15 protein-coding genes are annotated in these 20,771 nt (G+C 38.7%); 10 read left to right on the top strand and 5 right to left on the bottom strand.

The annotated features are described in order from the left end of the window. Positions 1 to 19 precede the first annotated feature (19 nt). From nagZ to umoD, 5 genes are all read left to right on the top strand, one after another. Positions 20 to 1,039: a beta-N-acetylhexosaminidase gene (gene nagZ / locus PR683_RS05895; RefSeq protein ID WP_272571702.1), complete on the top strand. Its 1,020-nt coding sequence runs from the start codon at positions 20 to 22 to the stop codon at positions 1,037 to 1,039. Positions 1,040 to 2,386: 1,347 nt separating this feature from the next. After that, complete coding sequence (locus tag PR683_RS05890; RefSeq protein WP_004911792.1) at positions 2,387 to 3,739, top strand: OprD family outer membrane porin; 1,353 nt, start codon at positions 2,387 to 2,389, stop codon at positions 3,737 to 3,739. Between the two features lie 36 nt (positions 3,740 to 3,775). Next, positions 3,776 to 5,395, top strand: coding sequence for a bifunctional metallophosphatase/5'-nucleotidase (locus tag PR683_RS05885; protein WP_110731989.1), 1,620 nt, complete (start codon positions 3,776 to 3,778; stop codon positions 5,393 to 5,395). 416 nt (positions 5,396 to 5,811) lie between these two features. Beyond that, positions 5,812 to 7,116, top strand: a complete 1,305-nt coding sequence (locus PR683_RS05880; RefSeq protein WP_272523770.1) for an NAD(P)/FAD-dependent oxidoreductase — start codon at positions 5,812 to 5,814, stop codon at positions 7,114 to 7,116. 583 nt (positions 7,117 to 7,699) lie between these two features. Next, positions 7,700 to 8,296 (top strand): UmoD family flagellar biogenesis regulator, encoded by a 597-nt coding sequence (umoD, locus tag PR683_RS05875; RefSeq protein WP_272571707.1) that lies wholly within the window; start codon positions 7,700 to 7,702, stop codon positions 8,294 to 8,296. Between the two features lie 70 nt (positions 8,297 to 8,366). On the opposite strand, the gene mfd is transcribed toward umoD, so the two are convergent. After that, positions 8,367 to 11,810, bottom strand: a complete 3,444-nt coding sequence (gene mfd / locus PR683_RS05870; RefSeq protein WP_272571708.1) for a transcription-repair coupling factor — start codon at positions 11,808 to 11,810, stop codon at positions 8,367 to 8,369. Between the two features lie 276 nt (positions 11,811 to 12,086). On the opposite strand from mfd, the gene lolC reads away from it, so the two are divergent. Genes lolC through lolE form a run of 3 tightly spaced genes read left to right on the top strand, consistent with a single transcriptional unit; the run spans position 12,087 to position 15,230 of the window. After that, positions 12,087 to 13,289 (top strand): lipoprotein-releasing ABC transporter permease subunit LolC, encoded by a 1,203-nt coding sequence (lolC, locus tag PR683_RS05865; RefSeq protein WP_004911780.1) that lies wholly within the window; start codon positions 12,087 to 12,089, stop codon positions 13,287 to 13,289. Then, on the top strand, positions 13,282 to 13,983 hold the full coding sequence (gene lolD / locus PR683_RS05860) for a lipoprotein-releasing ABC transporter ATP-binding protein LolD (protein ID WP_004911778.1): 702 nt from the start codon (positions 13,282 to 13,284) through the stop codon (positions 13,981 to 13,983). The genes lolC and lolD overlap by 8 nt, the downstream gene beginning before the upstream one ends. Then, the gene (gene lolE / locus PR683_RS05855) at positions 13,983 to 15,230 is read left to right on the top strand and encodes a lipoprotein-releasing ABC transporter permease subunit LolE (protein WP_117162358.1); all 1,248 of its coding nucleotides are present in this window, start codon (positions 13,983 to 13,985) and stop codon (positions 15,228 to 15,230) included. Before lolD ends, lolE begins: the two co-directional genes overlap by 1 nt. A 67-nt stretch (positions 15,231 to 15,297) precedes the next feature. Here lolE and PR683_RS05850 read toward each other — a convergent pair whose 3' ends face one another. Together PR683_RS05850 and PR683_RS05845 are read right to left on the bottom strand one after the other, a co-directional pair. After that, positions 15,298 to 15,843, bottom strand: coding sequence for a class IV adenylate cyclase (locus tag PR683_RS05850; RefSeq protein ID WP_004911771.1), 546 nt, complete (start codon positions 15,841 to 15,843; stop codon positions 15,298 to 15,300). Positions 15,844 to 15,983: 140 nt separating this feature from the next. Further along, positions 15,984 to 16,472 carry a TIGR00645 family protein gene (locus PR683_RS05845; RefSeq protein ID WP_004911769.1) on the bottom strand — a complete coding sequence of 163 codons (489 nt, stop codon included), beginning with the start codon at positions 16,470 to 16,472 and terminating at the stop codon, positions 15,984 to 15,986. Positions 16,473 to 16,892: 420 nt separating this feature from the next. Between PR683_RS05845 and cobB the strand changes: the two genes are divergently transcribed. Then, positions 16,893 to 17,726 carry a Sir2 family NAD+-dependent deacetylase gene (gene cobB, locus PR683_RS05840; RefSeq protein WP_042851854.1) on the top strand — a complete coding sequence of 278 codons (834 nt, stop codon included), beginning with the start codon at positions 16,893 to 16,895 and terminating at the stop codon, positions 17,724 to 17,726. A 51-nt stretch (positions 17,727 to 17,777) separates the two neighbouring features. Here the strand turns inward: cobB and PR683_RS05835 are convergent, their stop codons facing one another. Next, entirely contained in the window at positions 17,778 to 18,488 is a 711-nt protein-coding gene (locus PR683_RS05835) for an SDR family oxidoreductase (protein WP_110731988.1), read from the bottom strand. Positions 18,489 to 18,874: 386 nt separating this feature from the next. Here PR683_RS05835 and pepT point away from each other — a divergent pair, with 386 nt between their 5' ends. Further along, entirely contained in the window at positions 18,875 to 20,110 is a 1,236-nt protein-coding gene (gene pepT / locus PR683_RS05830; protein ID WP_004911762.1) for a peptidase T, read from the top strand. Between the two features lie 50 nt (positions 20,111 to 20,160). Here pepT and PR683_RS05825 read toward each other — a convergent pair whose 3' ends face one another. Further along, complete coding sequence (locus tag PR683_RS05825) at positions 20,161 to 20,760, bottom strand: LysE family translocator (protein WP_164528742.1); 600 nt, start codon at positions 20,758 to 20,760, stop codon at positions 20,161 to 20,163. Positions 20,761 to 20,771 lie beyond the last annotated feature (11 nt).

Below are 20,771 nucleotides of genomic sequence, written 5' to 3'. Positions count from 1 at the left end.
TTAATAAGTGAGGCATGTTATGGGTCCTATAATGCTAGATGTTCAGGGTTATGAATTGGACAATGAAGAGCGCGAAATATTAGCACACCCATCCGTGGGCGGCTTAATATTATTTACCCGTAACTTTCATGATGCAGCGCAATTACGAGAGCTTGTTCGCCAAATTCGTGACGCATCAAGACACCGGTTATTGATAGCCGTTGACCAAGAAGGTGGTCGAGTACAGCGTTTTCGTGATGGTTTCACCGCATTGCCTTCTGCTCAGGCATTTGCCGCGCTCAATAGTGAAATGGATGGCGCCAAGCTTGCTGAAGAGGCGGGCTGGTTAATGGCATCAGAGATGATAGCCATGGATATTGATATTAGTTTCGCACCTGTTCTGGACCTTGGCCATCAAAGTATTGCGATAGGCGAACGCTCATTCCACGAAGATCCTGAAATTGCCATTGTTATGGCGGAGCGTTTTATTAAAGGCATGCGCAGTGCGGGAATGAAAACAACAGGAAAACACTTTCCTGGTCATGGCGCTGTGAAAGCTGACTCACACAAAGAAACACCACGCGATGACCGCACTTTAGAGAAGATCCGTGGTAAAGATATGTTGATATTTAAAGATTTTATTCAACGAGAGCTACTCGATGCGGTTATGCCTGCCCATGTTATTTATACTCAAGCTGATGACCGTCCGGCGAGTGGATCGCCATTTTGGTTAAAATCAGTATTGAGAGAACAACTTGGGTTTCAGGGGGTTATCTTCTCTGATGATTTATCGATGGAAGGTGCGGCGGTTATGGGAAGTTATCCCGAGAGAGCACAGGCTTCATTGAATGCTGGGTGTGACATGATTTTAGTCTGTAATAATCGTGAAGGTGCTGTCAGTGTTTTAGATAATTTACCAAAACAACATGATAGCCAAGCTTCTAAGCTATATCATAGTGGTCGACAATATAGCTTAACAGAATTACAAGCCGTTGGGCGTTGGAAAGAAAGTCATCGTCAACTGGTTGACTTGCATTCACGTTGGCAAGAACATCGCTAATAATTTCAATGATATCTAAAGGGCCAGTATTTTATTTACTGGCCTTTTTTGTATCAATACACATCATAAAGCCCATGATTATGCATAAATAAAATAATAAAATTATTGCCCACAGTAAAAGTTACCCGTAACTTCATTAATAATTGCACAGTTAATCTCAATGTTATTTGAAATTGCTTTAGATAAAATGAATCAATACTTATTTCACTATTAAAAATAATTAGATGATTTTTTATTGAAATAAAAAAATGAAAATATTAATAATTATATTTATTGTTAATTGTATTTTGAGTTTACTTAAAATAAATAACTGGAAATTTGGATTATGGTCTGTTTTTTCATTTAGTTGGAATTATTAAATATGATTATGATACTTTTAATCATGAAATCGATTATCTTCAAAAGTTAAGATAATTTTAAATAAATGAAACATAAGATGAGTTAAAGGGGGGAGGGAATCACTAAGTCATGCTTATCATTTACTCAAATGTTACTTAATTGAAATTGAACGCTAGGGAATAATGCTTTCTTCTATGAGGAATTAAATAAAACATTCATAGATTGGTTATACACCTATCAGCAATATGCATTTATATGTGAAATTTTATTAGGTTATATTTTATTCATAAGTCTTTATATGTATCAAGCTGATTACAAATATCCATTTAAATCTGTGTTTTAACCAGATATAAATGAATTATTTATTAAATCCTATCCAAATGAAAGATTTATACATTAAGAACCCCTTAAGATAAAACGTGACCAATATCACTATTTATGGGTAGTTTAATGCAACCGATGTAACGTGTTGTGACAGCGATCGTTTTAATTGACATAAAATTACGATAGCATTCGTATTATGAAAGATTTATGACAATTTAGAGTGATAAGTAATCAATTAAAAAAAACAGCAATTTAGAAGTTGTATTTTAAGTTAAATATTTAAATTGATTTGAGGTGATTATTTCTCAGGGGCATCTTTTGTCATAAAAAATAGATAAGGAATAGAGTGGTAATTATTTTTTAATGGGTAAGTGTAGCGTCATTGCTTGAATTTTAAGTTAAATAAACGCGCAATGTGAGTAGTGTGTCATTATCGATTAAATAATATATTTATGTAATCCCTATAAGGGATACCTCTATTCATAGAAATAAGTAAACACAAATGCAGACGAATACTGTATTAAATTTTTTTAAAAATGACTTATGTGTTTGAAATGGATGTGTCTGTTTGTCTTTAAGTGAAATTATTTTATTAAGCTAAAAATAAAAATGGTGTTTTGTTGTTCATGGAAACATGGTACAGCATAAAATTAATTCAAATAATCATTAACTAGGTTAATTCCAATGAAAGTTAAAAATATTGCGTTATTAATGCTTTCTCCTTGCTATTTAGCTGTAGCAATGGCAAATGCCAGTAACTGGGAAGATTCTATCAAGGAAAATTCATTCATTGCGGATTCGGAGCTAGAGCTGTCAACCCGTAACATGTGGAAATACTTAAAAACAGAAAACCGTTTTGATAAAGACGAAAACCGTTATAGAAAACAAGTAGCGAATGCTTGGGGTCAAAACTTTCAAGCGGATTTCAAATCAGGTTATTTCGCTGACATCATTGGTTTTGACGCTTCCTACTATGGTGGTATCAAGTTAGGCGCAAGTAAAGACTTCGCCTCCCGTGCAATTTTATATAATGATGATGGCCATGCGAAAGGGTACAACAAAATTGGTCAACGTTATGCAAAAGTAAAACTAGACCTTGAGCCAGTGAAATTTAATGCCAAAGCAGGTTGGTTTACACTGAAAAATACGGGTATTTTCACGAATTCACAGCGTTTATCATTGAACAGCTATAGCGGTTACTACACGAATACTGCGATCAGTGATTGGAGTTTGGATTTATTATATCTCGATAAAAAAGTTATGCGTCGTGATAGCCCAAATATTGATGCCATGTATTTTACTGATGCTAACGGCGTTCGACATAATGTTAATCATGTCATCACGGGTGGAATTAACTACAATACTAAACCATTGAAAGTTTACTATTTCTATGGTCAAGCCGATGATTTATTCCGTCAGCAAGGTTTAGAAGCGAAATATAAACTAACTTCAGATGTCACTTTAGGTACGCAGATCTATAACCATGAATATGGTAGTGACGGTAAGCGTACTGAGACCGATAAACAAAAAGGTAAGCGTAATTTTGACAAGCGTGCTTGGCACTATGCAGGAACGGCAGAATGGCGTATCCCTGAATCGCCTTGGACGCTAAGCACAGGCTTAACTTACACCCAAGCGAAAAAAGCGAACGGTGTCGGACAATTTGCGCGTAACCCAATTGGTAACACGCGTGGCCGTTTTAACTCTCCAGCTTATGCAGATATCGACTACGTACGTGATGGCGAAACCATGATTGCAATGGCGGCTGAATATCGTATCAGCAAAGAACTGTCTGTTGGTGCCCGTACCAACTATTCAGAATTTAAATATGAAGGTGAAAGATTAAAGCAAGGCCAATTTGGTCTGTTTAGCTATTGGAAACCAACTGAGAATCTATCCGTGTCATTAAGTGGTGGTTTGGGTTGGCACCACCAGCAAGAAAACGACTACACAACGCCAAAATTATATGATGGGCACTCACGTCGTGCACATTCGTTATCTGGATCAATGACAACGACTTACCGTTTTAAAATGTAGTCGATAATTGAAAAAGATTAAAAAAAGGTAGGATAAATGAAACATAAAATTGGATTACTCACACTGCTTATCTCTGGTGCACTCTTGGCGGGTTGTGCTCCCAAAAATACAGATACTGTAAAAGTACAAGTCATAGGTATTAATGATTTCCATGGTGCTTTACAAGCTCCGGGTGATGGTAAATTAGGCGGAATTGAGTCAATTGCAACACTGGTTAATCAATTAAGAGCACAAAACGATAAAACTATCGTGGTTGGCGCTGGTGACTTAGTAGGGGCTAGCCCATTACTGTCATCAATGTTCTATGACGAACCCACAATTGAAGCGCTAAGCGCGATTGGTATGGAAACCAGCGCAGTTGGTAACCATGAGTTTGATAAAGGTAAAGAAGAGCTGCTGAGAAAACAAAACGGTGGCTGTCACCCAACCGCAGGTTGCGTGGGTAAAGATTCCTTTGCGGGTGCTGATTTTAACTACTTAGCAGCTAACGTTATTGTTAAAGAAACAGGTGAAACTCTGTTCCCATCTTACTTTATTAAAGAGTTTGATGGCATTCCAATGGCATTTATTGGTTTAACGTTAGAAGGTACACCTGCTATCGTAACGCCAAGTGGAACGGCAGGGTTAGAATTCAAAAATGAAGTTGAAACTATCAATAACCAAGTTAAGTTATTAAAAGCACAGGGTATTAATAGTATCGGTGTTTTGATCCATGAAGGCGCAACACAACAAGTTGACACTAAAGTTAAAGATATTAACCGTTGTGATAATATCAAAGGCCCAATTGTTGATATCGTTAAACAGTTAGATACTAATGTAGACTTTGTTGTTAGTGGCCATACGCACCAAGCATATAATTGTGAAATCAATGGAATGACAGTAATTTCTGCTCAATCTAATGGGACTTTATTGTCTCAATTAAATATTGAGATTGATAGAAATACGAAAGATATTGTTAGCATCAATGCAAAAAATATCCCCGTTGAAACCAGCCGTTATGAGAAAAACCCTGAGTTAACCACCTTCGTACAAAAATACGAAAAAATTGCCTTACCTATTTCACAGCAAGTGATGGGGTCTTTGACGGCTAATGTGGATAAAAAATTATTACCAGCAGGGGATTCTACCTTAGGTAAGATTATTGCAGATGGTCAATTATATGCAGCCTCCAGTAAAGAAGCGGGCGGTGCACAAATTGCATTTATGAACAGTGGCGGTATTCGCGCTGACATGAAAGCAGGGGAATTGACTTATGGTGACATTTTCACGGTGCAACCGTTCTCTAATGTGGTTGTCACACAGTCACTGACAGGTGCTCAAATCAAGCAAGCACTTGAGCAACAATGGGATCGTGCTCGTCCGCAAGTTATGCCTGTTTCTAAAGGTTTTTACTACGAGTGGGATGACAGCCGCCCAGTGGGTGACAAAGTTATTCAAAAATCAATGAAATTAAACGGTAAGCCGTTAGACATGAATAAAAGCTATCGTGTTGCTGCAAATGAATTCTTAGCAACTGGTGGTAGCCGTTTCTCTGCCTTTAATCAAGGTAAAGACCGTGTTTATAGCCTTCCAGACAACGAAGCATTAATGCAATACTTTAAAGATAACTCGCCAGTTTCAGTTCCAACTGATGTGCGTATCAAGAAAATTAAATAATAAAATTTAATATTTCATGAAAAACTCTGAGGGTGTTTATCATCCTTGGAGTTTTTTTTGTGCTTTATTTAGAGGTATGTTGAAAATGAGAAGAGGGTAATTGATTATGCGCAACAAATAAAAAATGATAGAATAATGATTCTCATTATCACCATTCTATCTGTGGAATTAAACAATTGATTGATATAAATACCAAAAAGCTGACTCGATTCATTTGGTGGAAAAAATGATTTGACGAATGTGATCGTAGTCATAATAATCAACTAAATTGATGTGAATCAATATTTGGTATTACCAATAGACCACTCATGATATTCTAGTTGGTATGGAAGGAGCTGTGGCTAATTATTGTTATATAAGGCTTTTCTAGATGAGAAGCCTTAAATAACATTAATATATTTTGTTTCGAGGGATTTATGACCTTATCTCAACCCAAAATCATCGTTGTAGGCGGCGGTGCTGGTGGATTAGAACTGGCAACACGTTTAGGCCGTAAGTTGGGCCGTAAGAAACGTGCACAAATTACGTTGGTTGACCGCAACCCGAGTCATTTATGGAAACCGCTATTGCATGAAGTTGCGACAGGTTCTTTAGATGATGGCGTCGATGCGATAAGCTATCTGGCTCATGCTCGCCATAATGCGTTCAATTTCCAACTGGGTTCACTAACGAATATTGACCGTGAAAATAAAACAGTCGTTCTCGGTGAACTTTATGATAAGTATGGTGAATTATTAGTTCCTTTGCGTGAGCTTGAGTACGATATTTTAGTCATGGCATTAGGCAGTACTTCGAATGATTTTGGTACACCGGGTGTTAAAGAACATTGTATTTTCCTAGATAACCCACACCAAGCGCACCGTTTTCACGATGAAATGTTAAATCTATTTTTACGTTATTCAGTACGCGATAACGCAGAAGAGAGCGTTAATATTGCCATTGTTGGGGGGGGAGCTACGGGGGTTGAGTTATCTGCTGAACTCTATAATGCGGTTGAGCAATTAACCAGTTATGGTTTTAAAGGGTTAGACACAGATGCACTGAATGTCACATTAGTTGAAGCAGGCGAGCGTATCCTACCCGCTTTACCTCCGCGAATTTCAAGTGCCGCACACCAAGAACTTAATAAGCTAGGTGTAAATGTATTGACGAAAACTATGGTAACCAGTGCTGATGCAGATGGTTTGAATACGAAAGAAGATGGTAAAATTCATGCAGACCTAATGGTTTGGGCAGCGGGGATTAAAGCACCTGATTTCATGAAAGATATTGCTGGGTTAGAAACAAACCGTATTAACCAATTGGTAGTAAAGCCGACATTGCAAACGTCTCGTGATGATATGATTTTTGCTATTGGCGATTGCGCATCTTGTGCTAAGCCAGAAGGGGGCTTTGTTCCTCCAAGAGCACAGTCAGCCCACCAAATGGCCAGCCTTTGTTATGACAATATTGTTGCTTTAATGAAAGGCAAACCTTTAAAAGAGTATGTATATAAAGACCATGGCTCATTAGTTTCACTATCTCGATTTAGTACAGTTGGTAGCTTAATGGGGAATTTAATGCGTGGGGATATGATGGTAGAAGGGCGAATTGCGCGTTTTGTATACATTTCTTTATATCGTATGCACCAAATTGCATTACATGGTTACATTAAGACAGGGCTAATGATGCTTGTTGGCAGTATTAACAGAATTATTCGACCAAAGTTAAAACTGCATTAATCTACGAGTAGTTACTGGTTTAATTTGGTTTGATGATCGCCATGCACCTGTGTATTTATATAACAGGTGCATGTTTTTTTGTATTTTATAATGATAAATAGGTATGCTAATAAAGTATATTAACTGAATCTGTCAAGGTTTATTTATGTTAAATATTACTTGGAAAAACTATTTAGATCAAATTTAAGAGATTGAATATCGATTATATTGCCACTATTACTTATATATTCTATTTAAATGAAATTAAAACCTACAAATTAATATATATTGAGTCAATATAATTTAGCTTACCTTAAGTTTAAAATAATTTAAGTATAAATGTATTTATATAACGAAAAGTTATCATGGAAATCACTCCATCTATCTTATTGATTATTAATTATAAAATAACGCATTCAATTGAGGTGATATGTGAAGTTGCACTAATGGTGAAACTTATGGTTTCTAATACAGTTATAATAAATACTTGTTTTGATGATAAATTAAGATAATTCCAAAAAACAATACAAATAGTACGTAATTATCGAATTATTTTAGATTGTGGTTACAATAGATGCGGCATATTTTAATAAGGGTTAATACAATGAAGCTAAAATTTAAGTTGTTATTAGCAACTGTAGTGGCATTCGTTATTGTATTGCTCGTGACTTTATTCAACCAAGAACCTGAAACGAAATTGGCGACAGTGTTATCTGTCGAGCCGATCAAAGCTAATCGCCTTGTTGAGTACCAAAATTGTACAGTAACAGGAGTCTTAGGCACGTTTAACCAACAATCCCTTTCTCGGTTTCATCCTGCACAAAGCGAATGCAAAATGATTTTCATGATTGAAGCATTACAAGGGAAAGGCTTTCCATCTCTGTTTGATATGCAAAATCAAACCTGTGTTAACACACAAAAAATGGAATTAGTTATTGTTGGATATGACGTCGTTTACCAAATTGATAAAAGCATTGGGAAAGTTAGAACATCCTATGAACCATCAATGTTTATTCCTTTGGATGACAAAGGGCGCTTAGTGCTAACATCATCTAATTCAGTGTGTGAAACCATGCGCAGTGATATAAAAGAATTATTACCATTTTATTGTTTGCAACAAAATGAATTGTCAATCACCAGAAACTCATCAACAATCTTAGAACTGCAACCGAACAAAAATACATTTGGCTTTATGGAATAATAATTATATAAAAATTATAGAGATAAAAGGCTACACGAAAGTAGCCTTTTATCATTTTATAGCTTTAAACCTAGATAATTTGGTGTTCTTCAAATCCGATAAGTAACTGCTTAATAAATTCTAGTCGAGAGGCTCGTTCTGTTAAATCGTGGAAAAATTTTAGTCGAACAGGGCCATCTAACCGATAAGTTTGTGGCTGGTTTTGTAATAAGCTGATTAAGAAACTTGGATCGACTTTATTTTTATCACCAAATTCAATAAAACCACCTTTTTCATGGGCTTCAATACGTTTAATACCAAGGGATTGCGCTTGTAATCGAATAGCTGCGTTAGCTAACAGGAATTTACCTGCGTCAGGTAAGCTGCCAAAGCGGTCGATTAGCTCTGTACGCAATTCATCGAGCTCCTGACTATTTTTAGCACTGGCTATTCGTTTATAGAAAGATAAGCGAATGTTCACATCGTGAATATAGTCGTCTGGCAGCAGAACAGGCATGCGTAATTCAACTTCGGTTTGTTGGCTAGTTAAATCTTCCAATGAAGGCTCGCGCCCCTCTTTTAGCGCATCAACAGCACTTTCTAGCAGTTCCATATAGAGGGTAAAACCAATCGTGGTCATTTGGCCACTTTGATCTTCACCAAGTAATTCACCTGCACCGCGAATTTCTAAATCGTGAGTTGCTAGAGCAAACCCCGCACCTAAATCCTCCAGTGAAGAAAGGGCTTCAAGGCGTTTATGAGCATCAGTGGTCATCGCTTTTGGATGTGGTGTGAGCAAGTATGCATAAGCTTGGTGGTGAGAACGTCCTACTCGGCCACGCAGTTGATGGAGTTGAGCTAACCCGAAATGGTCAGCACGCTCAATAATAATAGTATTCGCTGTTGGTATATCAATACCCGTTTCAATAATTGTAGTGCATATCAATACATTAAAACGTTGATGGTGGAAATCCGTCATAACGCGCTCTAATTCACGTTCGCGCATTTGACCATGGCCAACAACAAAGCGTGCCTCAGGAACTAACTCTTCAAGGCGTGCCTTTGCCTTTTCAATATTTTCAACATCATTGTAAAGGTAATAAACTTGGCCGCCACGTAAAGTTTCTCGTAAAATTGCTTCACGGACAACTAAGTCATCATATTGGCGAACAAAGGTTTTCACAGCCAAACGGCGAGCTGGTGGTGTGGCGATAATCGATAAATCACGCATGCCACTCATGGCCATGTTAAGAGTACGAGGGATCGGTGTGGCTGTCAGTGTTAGGATATCAACGTCTGCACGCATAGCTTTGATGCGTTCTTTATGGCGGACACCAAAGCGGTGCTCTTCATCGACGACGAGTAAGCCTAAATCTTTCCATACTAAGTCACTTTGCAGTAACTTATGGGTACCAATTAGAATATCAACTTTACCTTCAGCAGTTTGTGCAATAATTTGTTGTTGCTCTTTCGCTGTTTTAAAGCGTGATAACATTTCGATGCGGACAGGCCAGTTAGCAAACCTATCTTTAAAATTATCGTAATGCTGTTGGGCAAGTAGTGTCGTGGGCACTAAAACGGCAACTTGCTTGTTATTATTAATCGCCAAGAATGCGGCTCGCATTGCCACTTCGGTTTTACCAAAGCCTACATCGCCACAAACCAATCGGTCCATGGCTAAGGGTTGGCACATATCGCTGAGAACGGCATTGATAGCGACTTCTTGGTCAGGTGTCGTTTCGAAAGGAAAGCCTTGGCAAAATTCTTGGTATTGTTGTTTATCATGCTTGAAAGCAAAGCCCGCTTTAGCTGCACGTTGTGCATAGATATCAAGAAGTTCAGCCGCAACATCGCGCACTTTTTCTGCGGCTTTTTGACGGGCTCGCCCCCAGCTATCACTACCTAATTTATGCAATGGGGCGTTTTCATCAGCGCCACCCGCATAACGGCTAATTAAATGGAGTGAAGAAACTGGAACATACAGTTTATCATTGCCTGCATAGGTTAAAATTAAATATTCAGCTTTAATACCACCCGCTTCTAAGGTAATCAAACCTTGGTAACGACCTACACCGTGTTCAATATGAACAACGGGTTGCCCAGGGCGCAATTCAGCTAAATTGCGAATGAGGGTATCTGTATTAATGGTGCGGCGATTATCTGTTCGGCGGCGAACAATTCGCTCCCCAAGTAAATCACTTTCGCAAATTAATGCCCTATGGATATCGGATTGAATAAAGCCATGCTCAGCGGCCCCAATCGTGATGGCAAATCGGCTGACAGTAGGGTGAGTATAGCTTTGAATAATATCAGGCCGAATTTTTAAACGTGCTAAGAGCTCGGTAACAGTTTCACGCCGGCCTTCACTTTCCACAGAAAAGACGATAGTTCCATCAAACTGTTCAGTAAACTGCCGCAATTTTTCGAGCGGTGTTTTACTTTGCCCCTGTGTGCTGATATCCGGTAATGGCAGGTAATCTAAATTGGTATTTGCCGCTTTTTTGGGCAGAGACTCGGGTGATAATTGAATACGAGGCCATTTTTTTAACGATTGATTCAGTTGTTCAACAGTTAGCCATAGCTCTGAAGGTGGGAGCAATGGGCGCATTGGGTCGACACCACGGCTTTCATACCGCTGCTGAGTATCAACCTGAAAGCGTTCAGCCGCTTCTTGTAAGCTCTGCGAAACAATTAAACTTGATGGTGGTAAATACTCAAATAACGATGGCAGTGGCTGCGCGAAGAATAAAGGCTGCCAATACTCTATACCTGTTGGTAAGGTATTCTTACTGACCTGCTGGTAAATATGTTCTGGATCACGGCGAACTTCAAAGCGCTCGCGCCATTGGCTGCGAAAACGTTCAATAGCGTCTTTATCGGTCGGAAATTCATGAGCTGGCAGTAAATTAATTTGTTCTACTTCTTCGAGTGTTCTTTGCGAGTCAACGTCAAAAGTTCGCAAGCTATCAATTTCATCATCGAAGAAATCAATACGAAATGGCAATGAACTTCCCATAGGATATAAATCGAGTAAAGCGCCACGTGTGGCATATTCACCATGTTCTAAAACTTGTTCTACATGGCGATAACCAGCGTTATCGAGTTCATTACGTAAGTTATCTCGGGAAAGTTTGTCACCTTTTGCCATCACTAAGGCATGGCTGGTTAAAAAGTCAGCAGGACAGACTTTTTGCATCAGTGTATTGACGGGAAGAATTAACGTGCCTTTTTGTAAACTGGATAAGCGGTACAGTGTCGATAAACGATGAGAAATAATTTCCTGATGGGGAGAGAAATTGTCATATGGCAATGTTTCCCAGTCAGAAAGTGTCTCTATAGGGTGTTTTGTAAACTGTTGAATTTCATCTCTTAAACGTAATGCATTTTGCATATCACGTGTCACGATGATAACAGGCCCTTGATGACGTTGTATTATTTCTCCACATTCAAGTGCACCAGCCGCCCCGATAAGGCAACCTAAATGGCGAACATCGCCACTACGACTAGGGAGTTCATAACGAAATTTTGACAACATAGAAATCTTCGGTATCTCACAGCGGTTAGTAAGCAGTTAAACAAGAGTTAGCACAAATATAGCCAATTTTTGTACGAAAAATAGTTAAGTTAATTAATGGATAGTTAAACTACAAAATTCGTAACAAAACAATCAGTTTTAACTCGTAATTCGTCTGAAAGTCAGACAAAAAGGCATTCAAAACAGAAAAAAAACCATCGAGTGGTTCCATTCATCAATCGTACCCTTTATTATCGCTGAACACTTCGCTTTGGCAACAGGGGCATCATAGATTTCATGCACCAATCTGTCTCATTATTTATAGGCCTACGTTATTTACGTGGGCGTGCTGCGGATAAATTTGGGCGTTTCGTTTCCAGTTTATCTGCTATTGGTATCACACTGGGGGTGGCGGCATTGATAACCGTCACTTCAGTGATGAATGGGTTCGAGCGATCTTTACAAGATAGCATACTTGCTTATATGCCGCAGGCAATTTTAACATCTGCCTCTGGAAATATAGACCCAGCAAAGTATCCAATAACTGGTCTACAACATTTAAACGGTGTCAGCCATATCGCACCTATTGTGCAATCTGACGTGGTATTACAAAGCCGAACCAATGTTGGCGTTGGCGTCATGGGGGGGATTGAACCTGAAGAACCTTCTCTGTTATTGGATAAACTGGTTGTTGGGCAACGCAGTGACCTTAAAGAAGGCAGTTATAATGTTTTTCTGGGGAATAAACTTGCAGAAACGCTCGGGGTAAAACGTGGTGATGAAGTTCGCTTAATTATACCTGGGGTGAGTCAACTAACACCAATGGGGCGCATTCCTAGCCAGCGCCTATTTACTGTGGCGGGTATTTTCCAAACAAATGGGGAAGCGGATACAAGTGAACTTGTCGTAGCACAACAAGATGCCGCACGCATGTTACGTTATCCTACAGGGCATATTACTGGGTGGCGTTTATATTTGGATGAGCCCCTAAAGGTTGATGTTCTAAGTCAGCAAGCGTTGCCGAATGGCTTAGTATGGAAAGATTGGCGAGAGCGTAAAGGGGAGTTTTTCCAAGCCGTTCGCATGGAAAAAAATATGATGGGCTTATTGCTCAGTTTAATTATTGCGGTGGCGGCATTCAACATTATTACTTCACTATCATTGTTAGTGATGGAAAAACAAGGTGAAGTCGCTATTTTAAAAACCCTTGGCCTCAAACGTTGGCGAATTTTAATGATTTTTATGATCCAAGGCGCTGGAGCGGGGGTGATTGGTTCACTCATTGGCACAATATTAGGTACGATACTTTCTAGCCAACTGAATGTCATTATGCCGCTGATTGGTTTATTACCAAAAGGTGTCTCTTTACCGATTGTGCTTGATTACTCTGGTATTTTAATTATTGCACTTAGTGCAATGCTGATTTCTCTGCTGGCAACGCTTTATCCTTCTTGGCGTGCAGCAGCGGTTCAACCTGCTGAGGCGTTACGTTATGAATAAACAACCACTTCTGGTCTGTGAAAATTTAAGTAAAACATATCAGGAAGGGACATTGTCGACGCAAGTGTTGAAAAATGTCAGTTTTTCCATGGGGCTGGGGGAAATGATGGCCATCGTGGGAAGTTCTGGTTCGGGTAAAAGTACCTTATTACATTTACTGGGTGGGTTAGATACTCCTTCAGAAGGGAATGTTATCTTTCGTGGCCAGCATATTAATCAATTATCTTCAGATGAGCGAGCTGCTATTCGTAATAAAGATTTAGGTTTTATTTATCAATTTCATCACCTTTTACCGGATTTTACCGCCCTTGAAAATGTGGCGATGCCTTTATTAATTGGTGGTATTGCGAAAGAAACTGCATTTTCGAAAGCCACTGAAATGCTAGAAGCAGTTGGACTAGCGCATCGGGCGGGGCATCGTCCTTCTGAATTATCAGGAGGGGAGCGCCAGCGTGTTGCTATTGCAAGGGCGTTAGTGAATGAGCCTGCACTGGTTTTAGCGGATGAGCCTACAGGTAACCTTGATTTACGTAATGCAGATGCCATTTTTGAATTGTTGGGGGAATTAAACCGAACACAGCGGACTGCATTTTTAGTGGTCACCCATGATATGACACTGGCTCGCCGGTTATCTCGCCAATTGGAAATGCGTGATGGGCATTTGCAGCAGGATATTACCTTGGGGGCGCGGTAATGTCTAAGTTGCCTCTTTCACTACTCACAGCGCTGCGTTTCAGCCGTGGTCGCCGCCGAACAGGGATGGTTTCGTTAGTTTCGATAGTTTCAACGTTGGGTATTGTTCTTGGGGTTGCGGTGTTAATTATTGGTTTGAGCGCGATGAATGGCTTTGAACGCGAATTAAATAACCGTGTGTTATCTGTTGTTCCCCATGGGCAAATTTATGCTGTTAAACCACCCTATAAGGATTTGGAGTTTGCTGAACAAGTTATCCGGAAAACGCCAGGGGTTGAAGGCGTTAGCCCTTACATTAACTTTACAGGGTTACTTGAGCGTGGTGCAAATTTAAAAGCAATCCAAGTGATGGGGGTTTCACGAGAAACTCAGCCACAAGTCAGTGCATTACCACAATTCATTCTTAATGATGCTTGGCAGCATTTTGAAGCGGGCAAACAATCGATTATTTTAGGCCAAGGTGTGGCTGATGCATTAAATGTGAAAGTTGGGGATTGGGTGACAATCATGATCCCAAATACCGATGCCAGCTTAAAGATTCAGCAGCCTAAGCGTATTCGTGTACAAGTGACGGGTATTTTTAAGCTTAGTGGCTTGCTTGATCACCAGCTAGCACTCGTTCCTCTCGCTGATGCACAAGAATATCTCGACTATGGTGATGGTGTGACGGGATTTGAAATCAAAGCCACAGACCCATTTATTGCCGATCAAGTCGTTTATGATGCAGGCTTGAAAACTATGCATCATGTTATTGTAAAAAGTTGGATAGGTGATTATGGTTATATGTACAATGATATCCAAATGGTTAGAAGTATCATGTACTTAGCTATGATATTGGTGATTGGCGTTGCGTGTTTTAATATTGTTTCTACTCTTGTTATGGCGGTTAAAGATAAAAGTAGTGATATCGCGGTATTGCGCACCTTAGGGGCAAAAGATAGGCAGATTCGTGCTATTTTCTTATGGTATGGTTTGTTGGGTGGGCTGGTTGGTTCTCTGATTGGTGCTGTACTTGGGGTCGTCATATCTTTAAATTTAACACCAATGATTAAGGTTATAGAGGCTATTGTTGGTCATCCAATTTTATCGGGTGATGTCTATTTTATTGACTTTTTACCTTCTGAATTGCATGTCATGGATGTGGTTTATGTTTTAATTACAACCATTGTATTAAGCTTACTAGCCAGTTGGTATCCTGCTCGCCGAGCGAGTAAGTTAGACCCTGCACGTATTCTCAGTGGGCAATAGTTATTAGGGTTAGAGAGCCAATGATTTTTAGGGTATAAATCCAAAAATTTATTGGCTCTTTATATAATCACTGTGCTGTTAAAAACATTTGTTTATAACTACGAGTTTCTACCATCGCTTCTGTAAAACCATACTGTTTGGCGGTCGCCATCAACGTTTGATATAAACTATCCAGTAAGTCCTGCTCATCAGTCATAATGGCAAACTCAGCAAACCAGCCGATCCCACTCAAGTGATCAATTGTGATGTGGATATCATTCAGAAAATAAATGCTTCTTATTTTAGTTGTGGTTAAGTAGCAATGATATCCCAATGTCGTTAACATGTTTTGCACATGGTTGCAGTCATCAATATTAATGGCTTTGCATTCAGAAGCTCCAGGGCCTTTGACTATCCACAACTTTATGCCTGATGGCACCATTTCACGTACGCACATACTGACGTTCTTGTCAGCCAGCGGTGAATGTAGGTTTTCATAGAAATAATCTGTCTCTGTATTATTTTCCGTAAATGGCTCAGCTAAATCGGCTCTTATTTTGTGTAAGAAGGTGTCGGGATCCGATAATTGAAATTTAATTTCAGCTTCATATTTACCGACAAAATGTTGGCTCATGTAGAGTTCCTTGGTACTAGTCTTTTAGACTATTGATGGTAACACAAAGCAGAAATCGACGAGGGAGATAAAGATGAAATTAGTGAATAGATAAGTGCCTAGATGTTTAAATTAGGCACTTTGAGTGTAAATTTTACCGTTTATTTCTTGGTCATTTTATCTAGATAGCCCATCACAAATGCAGATAATACAAAGGTTAAATGGATGATGACATACCACATCAGTTTGTCATTTGAGACGCTTTTTAAGTCCATGAAGATTTTTAATAGGTGAATAGAGGAAATTGCCACAATGGAGGCCGCGACTTTATTTTTTAATGATGATGCGTCCATTTTACCTAGCCAGCCTAGTTTTTCACTGCTGTCAGGGATATCCATTTGGGAGACAAAGTTCTCATAACCTGAAAACATTACCATCACCAATAAACCACCGACTAATGCCATATCAATCAATGATAATAGCGTCAAAATTAAGTCTGCTTCAGGAATTGAAAGGATATTTGGCAAAATATGGTATAGCTCTTGAAAGAACTTAATGGTTAAAGCCAATAGTGTCAGTGAAAGCCCAAAATAGATAGGCGCTAAAATCCAACGTGAAGCATACATTGCTCTTTCAAAAAACTTTTCCATGAAATCCCTTGTAGTGGTGAGTTAATAACACAGTAAAATCTGCGAGGCATATTTTAGCGGTAGCGCGAGTGAAGAAGAAAGGTTTTTTTATTGTTTTATCATTGTGGAAGTTTTATGGCGTATTTATGAAATAAAGATGTCATTTTTATGAATAAAAAGTGACAAAATCGATACCTTCGATATTTTTATTTGCATTCAGCAAGATGATGCGTTTTAGTATGTTAACATTTAGATAATGTCATCAGTTATGGTAAGGAAATAGTTAGTCTGCCAATAAAATAAGTACTTGGAGCTTGATTATTTTAATAATTTCACACAATCAGCATTTCTAAATTCATGTCATAATGACATGGTAAAAAGCAGTTAATATTTAATATGATATAAATTTATTGGTTATATGGATGAAAGGAAGCTTTGATGTTGCGATTTCGTTATAGGTTAAAAAAAGCTCGCAAGAATAAATGTATACGCCGCCAGCGACTTCGCAATCGGTCTTTTTATATAGATAATAGATTGGATAACATGAAAAAGGTCAATATTGTCGTTTTAACAGGAGCGGGTATTTCAGCTGAATCTGGGATCCAAACATTCCGTTCTGCGGATGGATTATGGGAAGAGCATCGCGTTGAAGATGTGGCAACACCTGAAGGTTTCGAACGTAACCCTGAATTAGTACAACGTTTTTATAATGAACGGCGTCGGCAGTTACAGCAAGAAAATATTAAGCCTAACGCCGCTCACTATGCACTTGCTCAGCTTGAAGAGCTTTTTGGTGACCGCTTTTTGTTAATTACGCAAAATATAGACAACTTGCATGAAAGAGCGGGAAGTCAGCGAGTTATCCATATGCATGGTGAACTATTAAAAGTTCGCTGCAACTGGTCAAATCAAGTATTGGAATGGAAAGGGGATTTATCTGCCGATGACCGCTGTCATTGTTGCCAGTTTCCTCAGCCGCTCAGACCCCACATTGTTTGGTTTGGTGAAATGCCAATTGGAATGGATTATATTTATCAATCCCTTGAATCTGCGACTATTTTTATTTCAATTGGGACATCTGGTCATGTATACCCTGCGGCAGGTTTTGTTCATGAGGCTAAATTACATGGGGCACATACGGTCGAACTTAATTTAGAGCCTAGCCAAGTGGAAAGTGAGTTTGATGAGAAACACTATGGTTTAGCCAGCAAAGTCGTTGTTGAATATATCAATAAGCTTATTACAGAGTTACAGGTTAAAAATACAGCGCAATAAGCTTTCAATACATAATAATATAAGGGGAAACGTATTGTTTTCTCTTATAGGTTAGACATTTGTATCCATCATGGCCGGCATCGTAATCTCTTTGACGCAGGTTGCATTGCTCGTACTGGTGATAAAGCGTACGGCATTGACAACATCTTGTAATGGGATTAGCTGTCCATTACTTTTTTCAATGACTTCGTCGGCAGGAACCGTTAATGGGTATTCAGTTGCTAGATAACCTAAGTTTATGACTGATATTGCTATTTTATCTTCACGCAGTGTTTCTCTTAATGACTGTGCTATGCCTCTGAGGGCATATTTCGTGGCGGAAAAGGCGACTTCTTTGCCATTATGGTTATCTAGGCCCCATGTGGAACCGATCAATATAATCTTGCTATTTTTCGCTAAACGTAAATTGGGTAATAGTGCTTTTAAATTTAATAAACAAGCACTGATATTGGTTTGAATCATATTGAGCAGCTCAATGTCATCAGTCGATTCAAATTGGTATTCTTCACTAAAAGCCAGTTTCTCCCAAATACCCACATTATAAATTAAGGTATGAATAGGTTGATCCTGAATAATCTGCTTAATGGCATTCGCGCTATGAATATCATTTAAATCAGCAGGGATCCACGTAAAGTTAATGTGTTCAAAAGGAGGCTTTGAGCGAGACACTCCATAAATATGGTCTGCTTTTTCAGGAAATCCTTCGACCAATGCTTTACCTAAGCCTTTACTAACACCATAAATTAAACATGTTTTTGACATGAATTTTCCTGTTAACGAGTAAAATTTCGTTTTGTTTATTAATTAGCTAATAAATAAAATAATAAGACTTCATATATAGCATACTATTTCAATTTAATGATTGATGATTCGTGTAGTGGGTGAGTGATATTTAACCAAATGAGAGGTAATTAGGTAACAAATAAATAATAACCTACTAATTAATACAATTTGATTATTACCCTTATTTATTATAGGTATTGATTGCCAGTGTAATAGGTAGCTTACAAAAATTACGCTAAAAAATAAATTTCACTAACGATTTCCTGCAAAAAATAGAGAGCATTAACAGGAAAGCTGATTTGAAACAATAATTGAATCTGTGATCTTTCCCATAATATGGACATTGATATTTTAGGGGGAAGGGTATGGACAAACTCTTAGAGCGGTTTTTTGAATATACCGCTTTCGATACACAATCAAAACTAAATGCCAAAACAGTGCCTAGCAGCGCAGGACAGCTAAAGTTTGCTCGTGCATTAGTTAACGAGCTGAATGAATTAGGTTTTGAAAAAATAACGCTTAGCGATCAAGGTTGTGTGATGGCTTATTTACCGTCAAACGTTGATTGGGATGTTCCTACTATTGGGTTTATTTCACATTTAGACACAGCACCTGATTTTTCAGGTAAAAATGTGAGTCCACAAGTACTCGAAAATTATCGAGGGGGAGATATCGCGTTAGGTATAGGTGATGAAGTGCTATCCCCAGTGATGTTTCCAGTGCTGCATGAAATGATTGGCAAAACCCTCATCATGACCGATGGCAAAACCTTACTCGGTGCCGATGATAAAGCGGGTATCGCAGAAATAATTACAGCTCTAGTACGTTTAAAGGGTAAGAACATTCCTCATGGTAAAATCTGTCTTGCATTTACCCCTGATGAAGAGATAGGGCGTGGGGCTCGTCATATCGATTTTAAACAATTTGATGCATTGTGGGCCTATACCGTCGATGGTGGTGGTGTTGGTGAGTTAGAGTATGAAAATTTTAATGCAGCTAACGTTTCTATTAAAATTGTTGGCAATAACACGCATCCCGGTACAGCTAAAGGCGTAATGGTGAATGCATTAGGGCTAGCGAACCGTATTCATTCGATGTTACCACCTGATGAAACACCTGAAAACACCGAAGGTTATGAAGGCTTTTATCATTTAACATCGTTAAAAGGGACAGTAGAAAAGGCAGAATTGAATTATATTATTCGTGATTTTGACTTAGCGGGCTTTGAAGCTAGGAAGAAAAATATCATTCGAATTGCTGAAAAAGTTGGGGAAGGGTTACATCCAAGCTGCTATATCGAACTGACACTTGATGATACCTATTATAATATGCATAAAGAGGTCATGAAGTACCCACATGTTATTGAATTAGCAAAGCAAGCAATGCTTGATTGTGGTATTGAGCCAATTATCCAACCCGTCCGGGGTGGTACTGACGGTGCGCAGCTTTCACATCGTGGTTTACCGTGCCCAAATATTTTCACAGGTGGCTATAACTTCCATAGTAAACATGAATTTATAACACAAGAGGGTATGGAGCAGGCAGTTAGTGTGATCATGCGTATTGCGGAATTAACGGCTATTCACGCAAGGCAATCATGATATTTCATGATAAACAAGCGTGCTTATAACAATAAGCACGCGTAAATTTGCTATTGAAATAATACAGAAACGCCACTAAGCGCCAGTAAAACACCCATGACTAAATTAAAGCGTTTTAATGTCTTAGGTTGTTTTAGCTTTTCTCTTAATTTACTGCCAAACATCGCCCAAATAGCAACACATGGCCAGTTGATGGCCGCAAATATAACGGCAACCTGTACCATTGATAAATAGGGGGCGTTTATATTGGTATACATCGCCATTCCTGAAATAGCCATCATCCATGCTTTAGGGTTTATCCATTGAAATAATGCTGCTTCTAAGAAAGTTAGCGGCTTAATTTCCTGGTTATTTGATTGTGCAACTGAATGGCTAATAGTCGTTTTCCATGCAAGCCAGAACAAATAAATAATTCCAAAATATTTTAATACTGAATAAGTTATAGGGGATGATTGGATCAATGCCCCGACTCCTAGCCCGATAGCAAACAGCATAATAAGAAAACCAATTGATACCCCAAATGAATGCGGTAATGTCTTGCTAAATCCAAAATTAATGCCTGAAGCAAGTAACATAATATTATTTGGACCTGGCGTTATGGATGTTACAAAGGAAAACAATGATAAAGCTAAAAGTGTTTCTAAGTTCATATTGTTATCAT

Origin of the sequence: Providencia sp. PROV269 (assembly GCF_028477785.1) — a bacterium.
In the GTDB taxonomy this organism is placed as follows: Bacteria; Pseudomonadota; Gammaproteobacteria; order Enterobacterales; family Enterobacteriaceae; genus Providencia; species Providencia rettgeri.
This window is presented reverse-complemented; position numbering and strand designations above follow the sequence as displayed.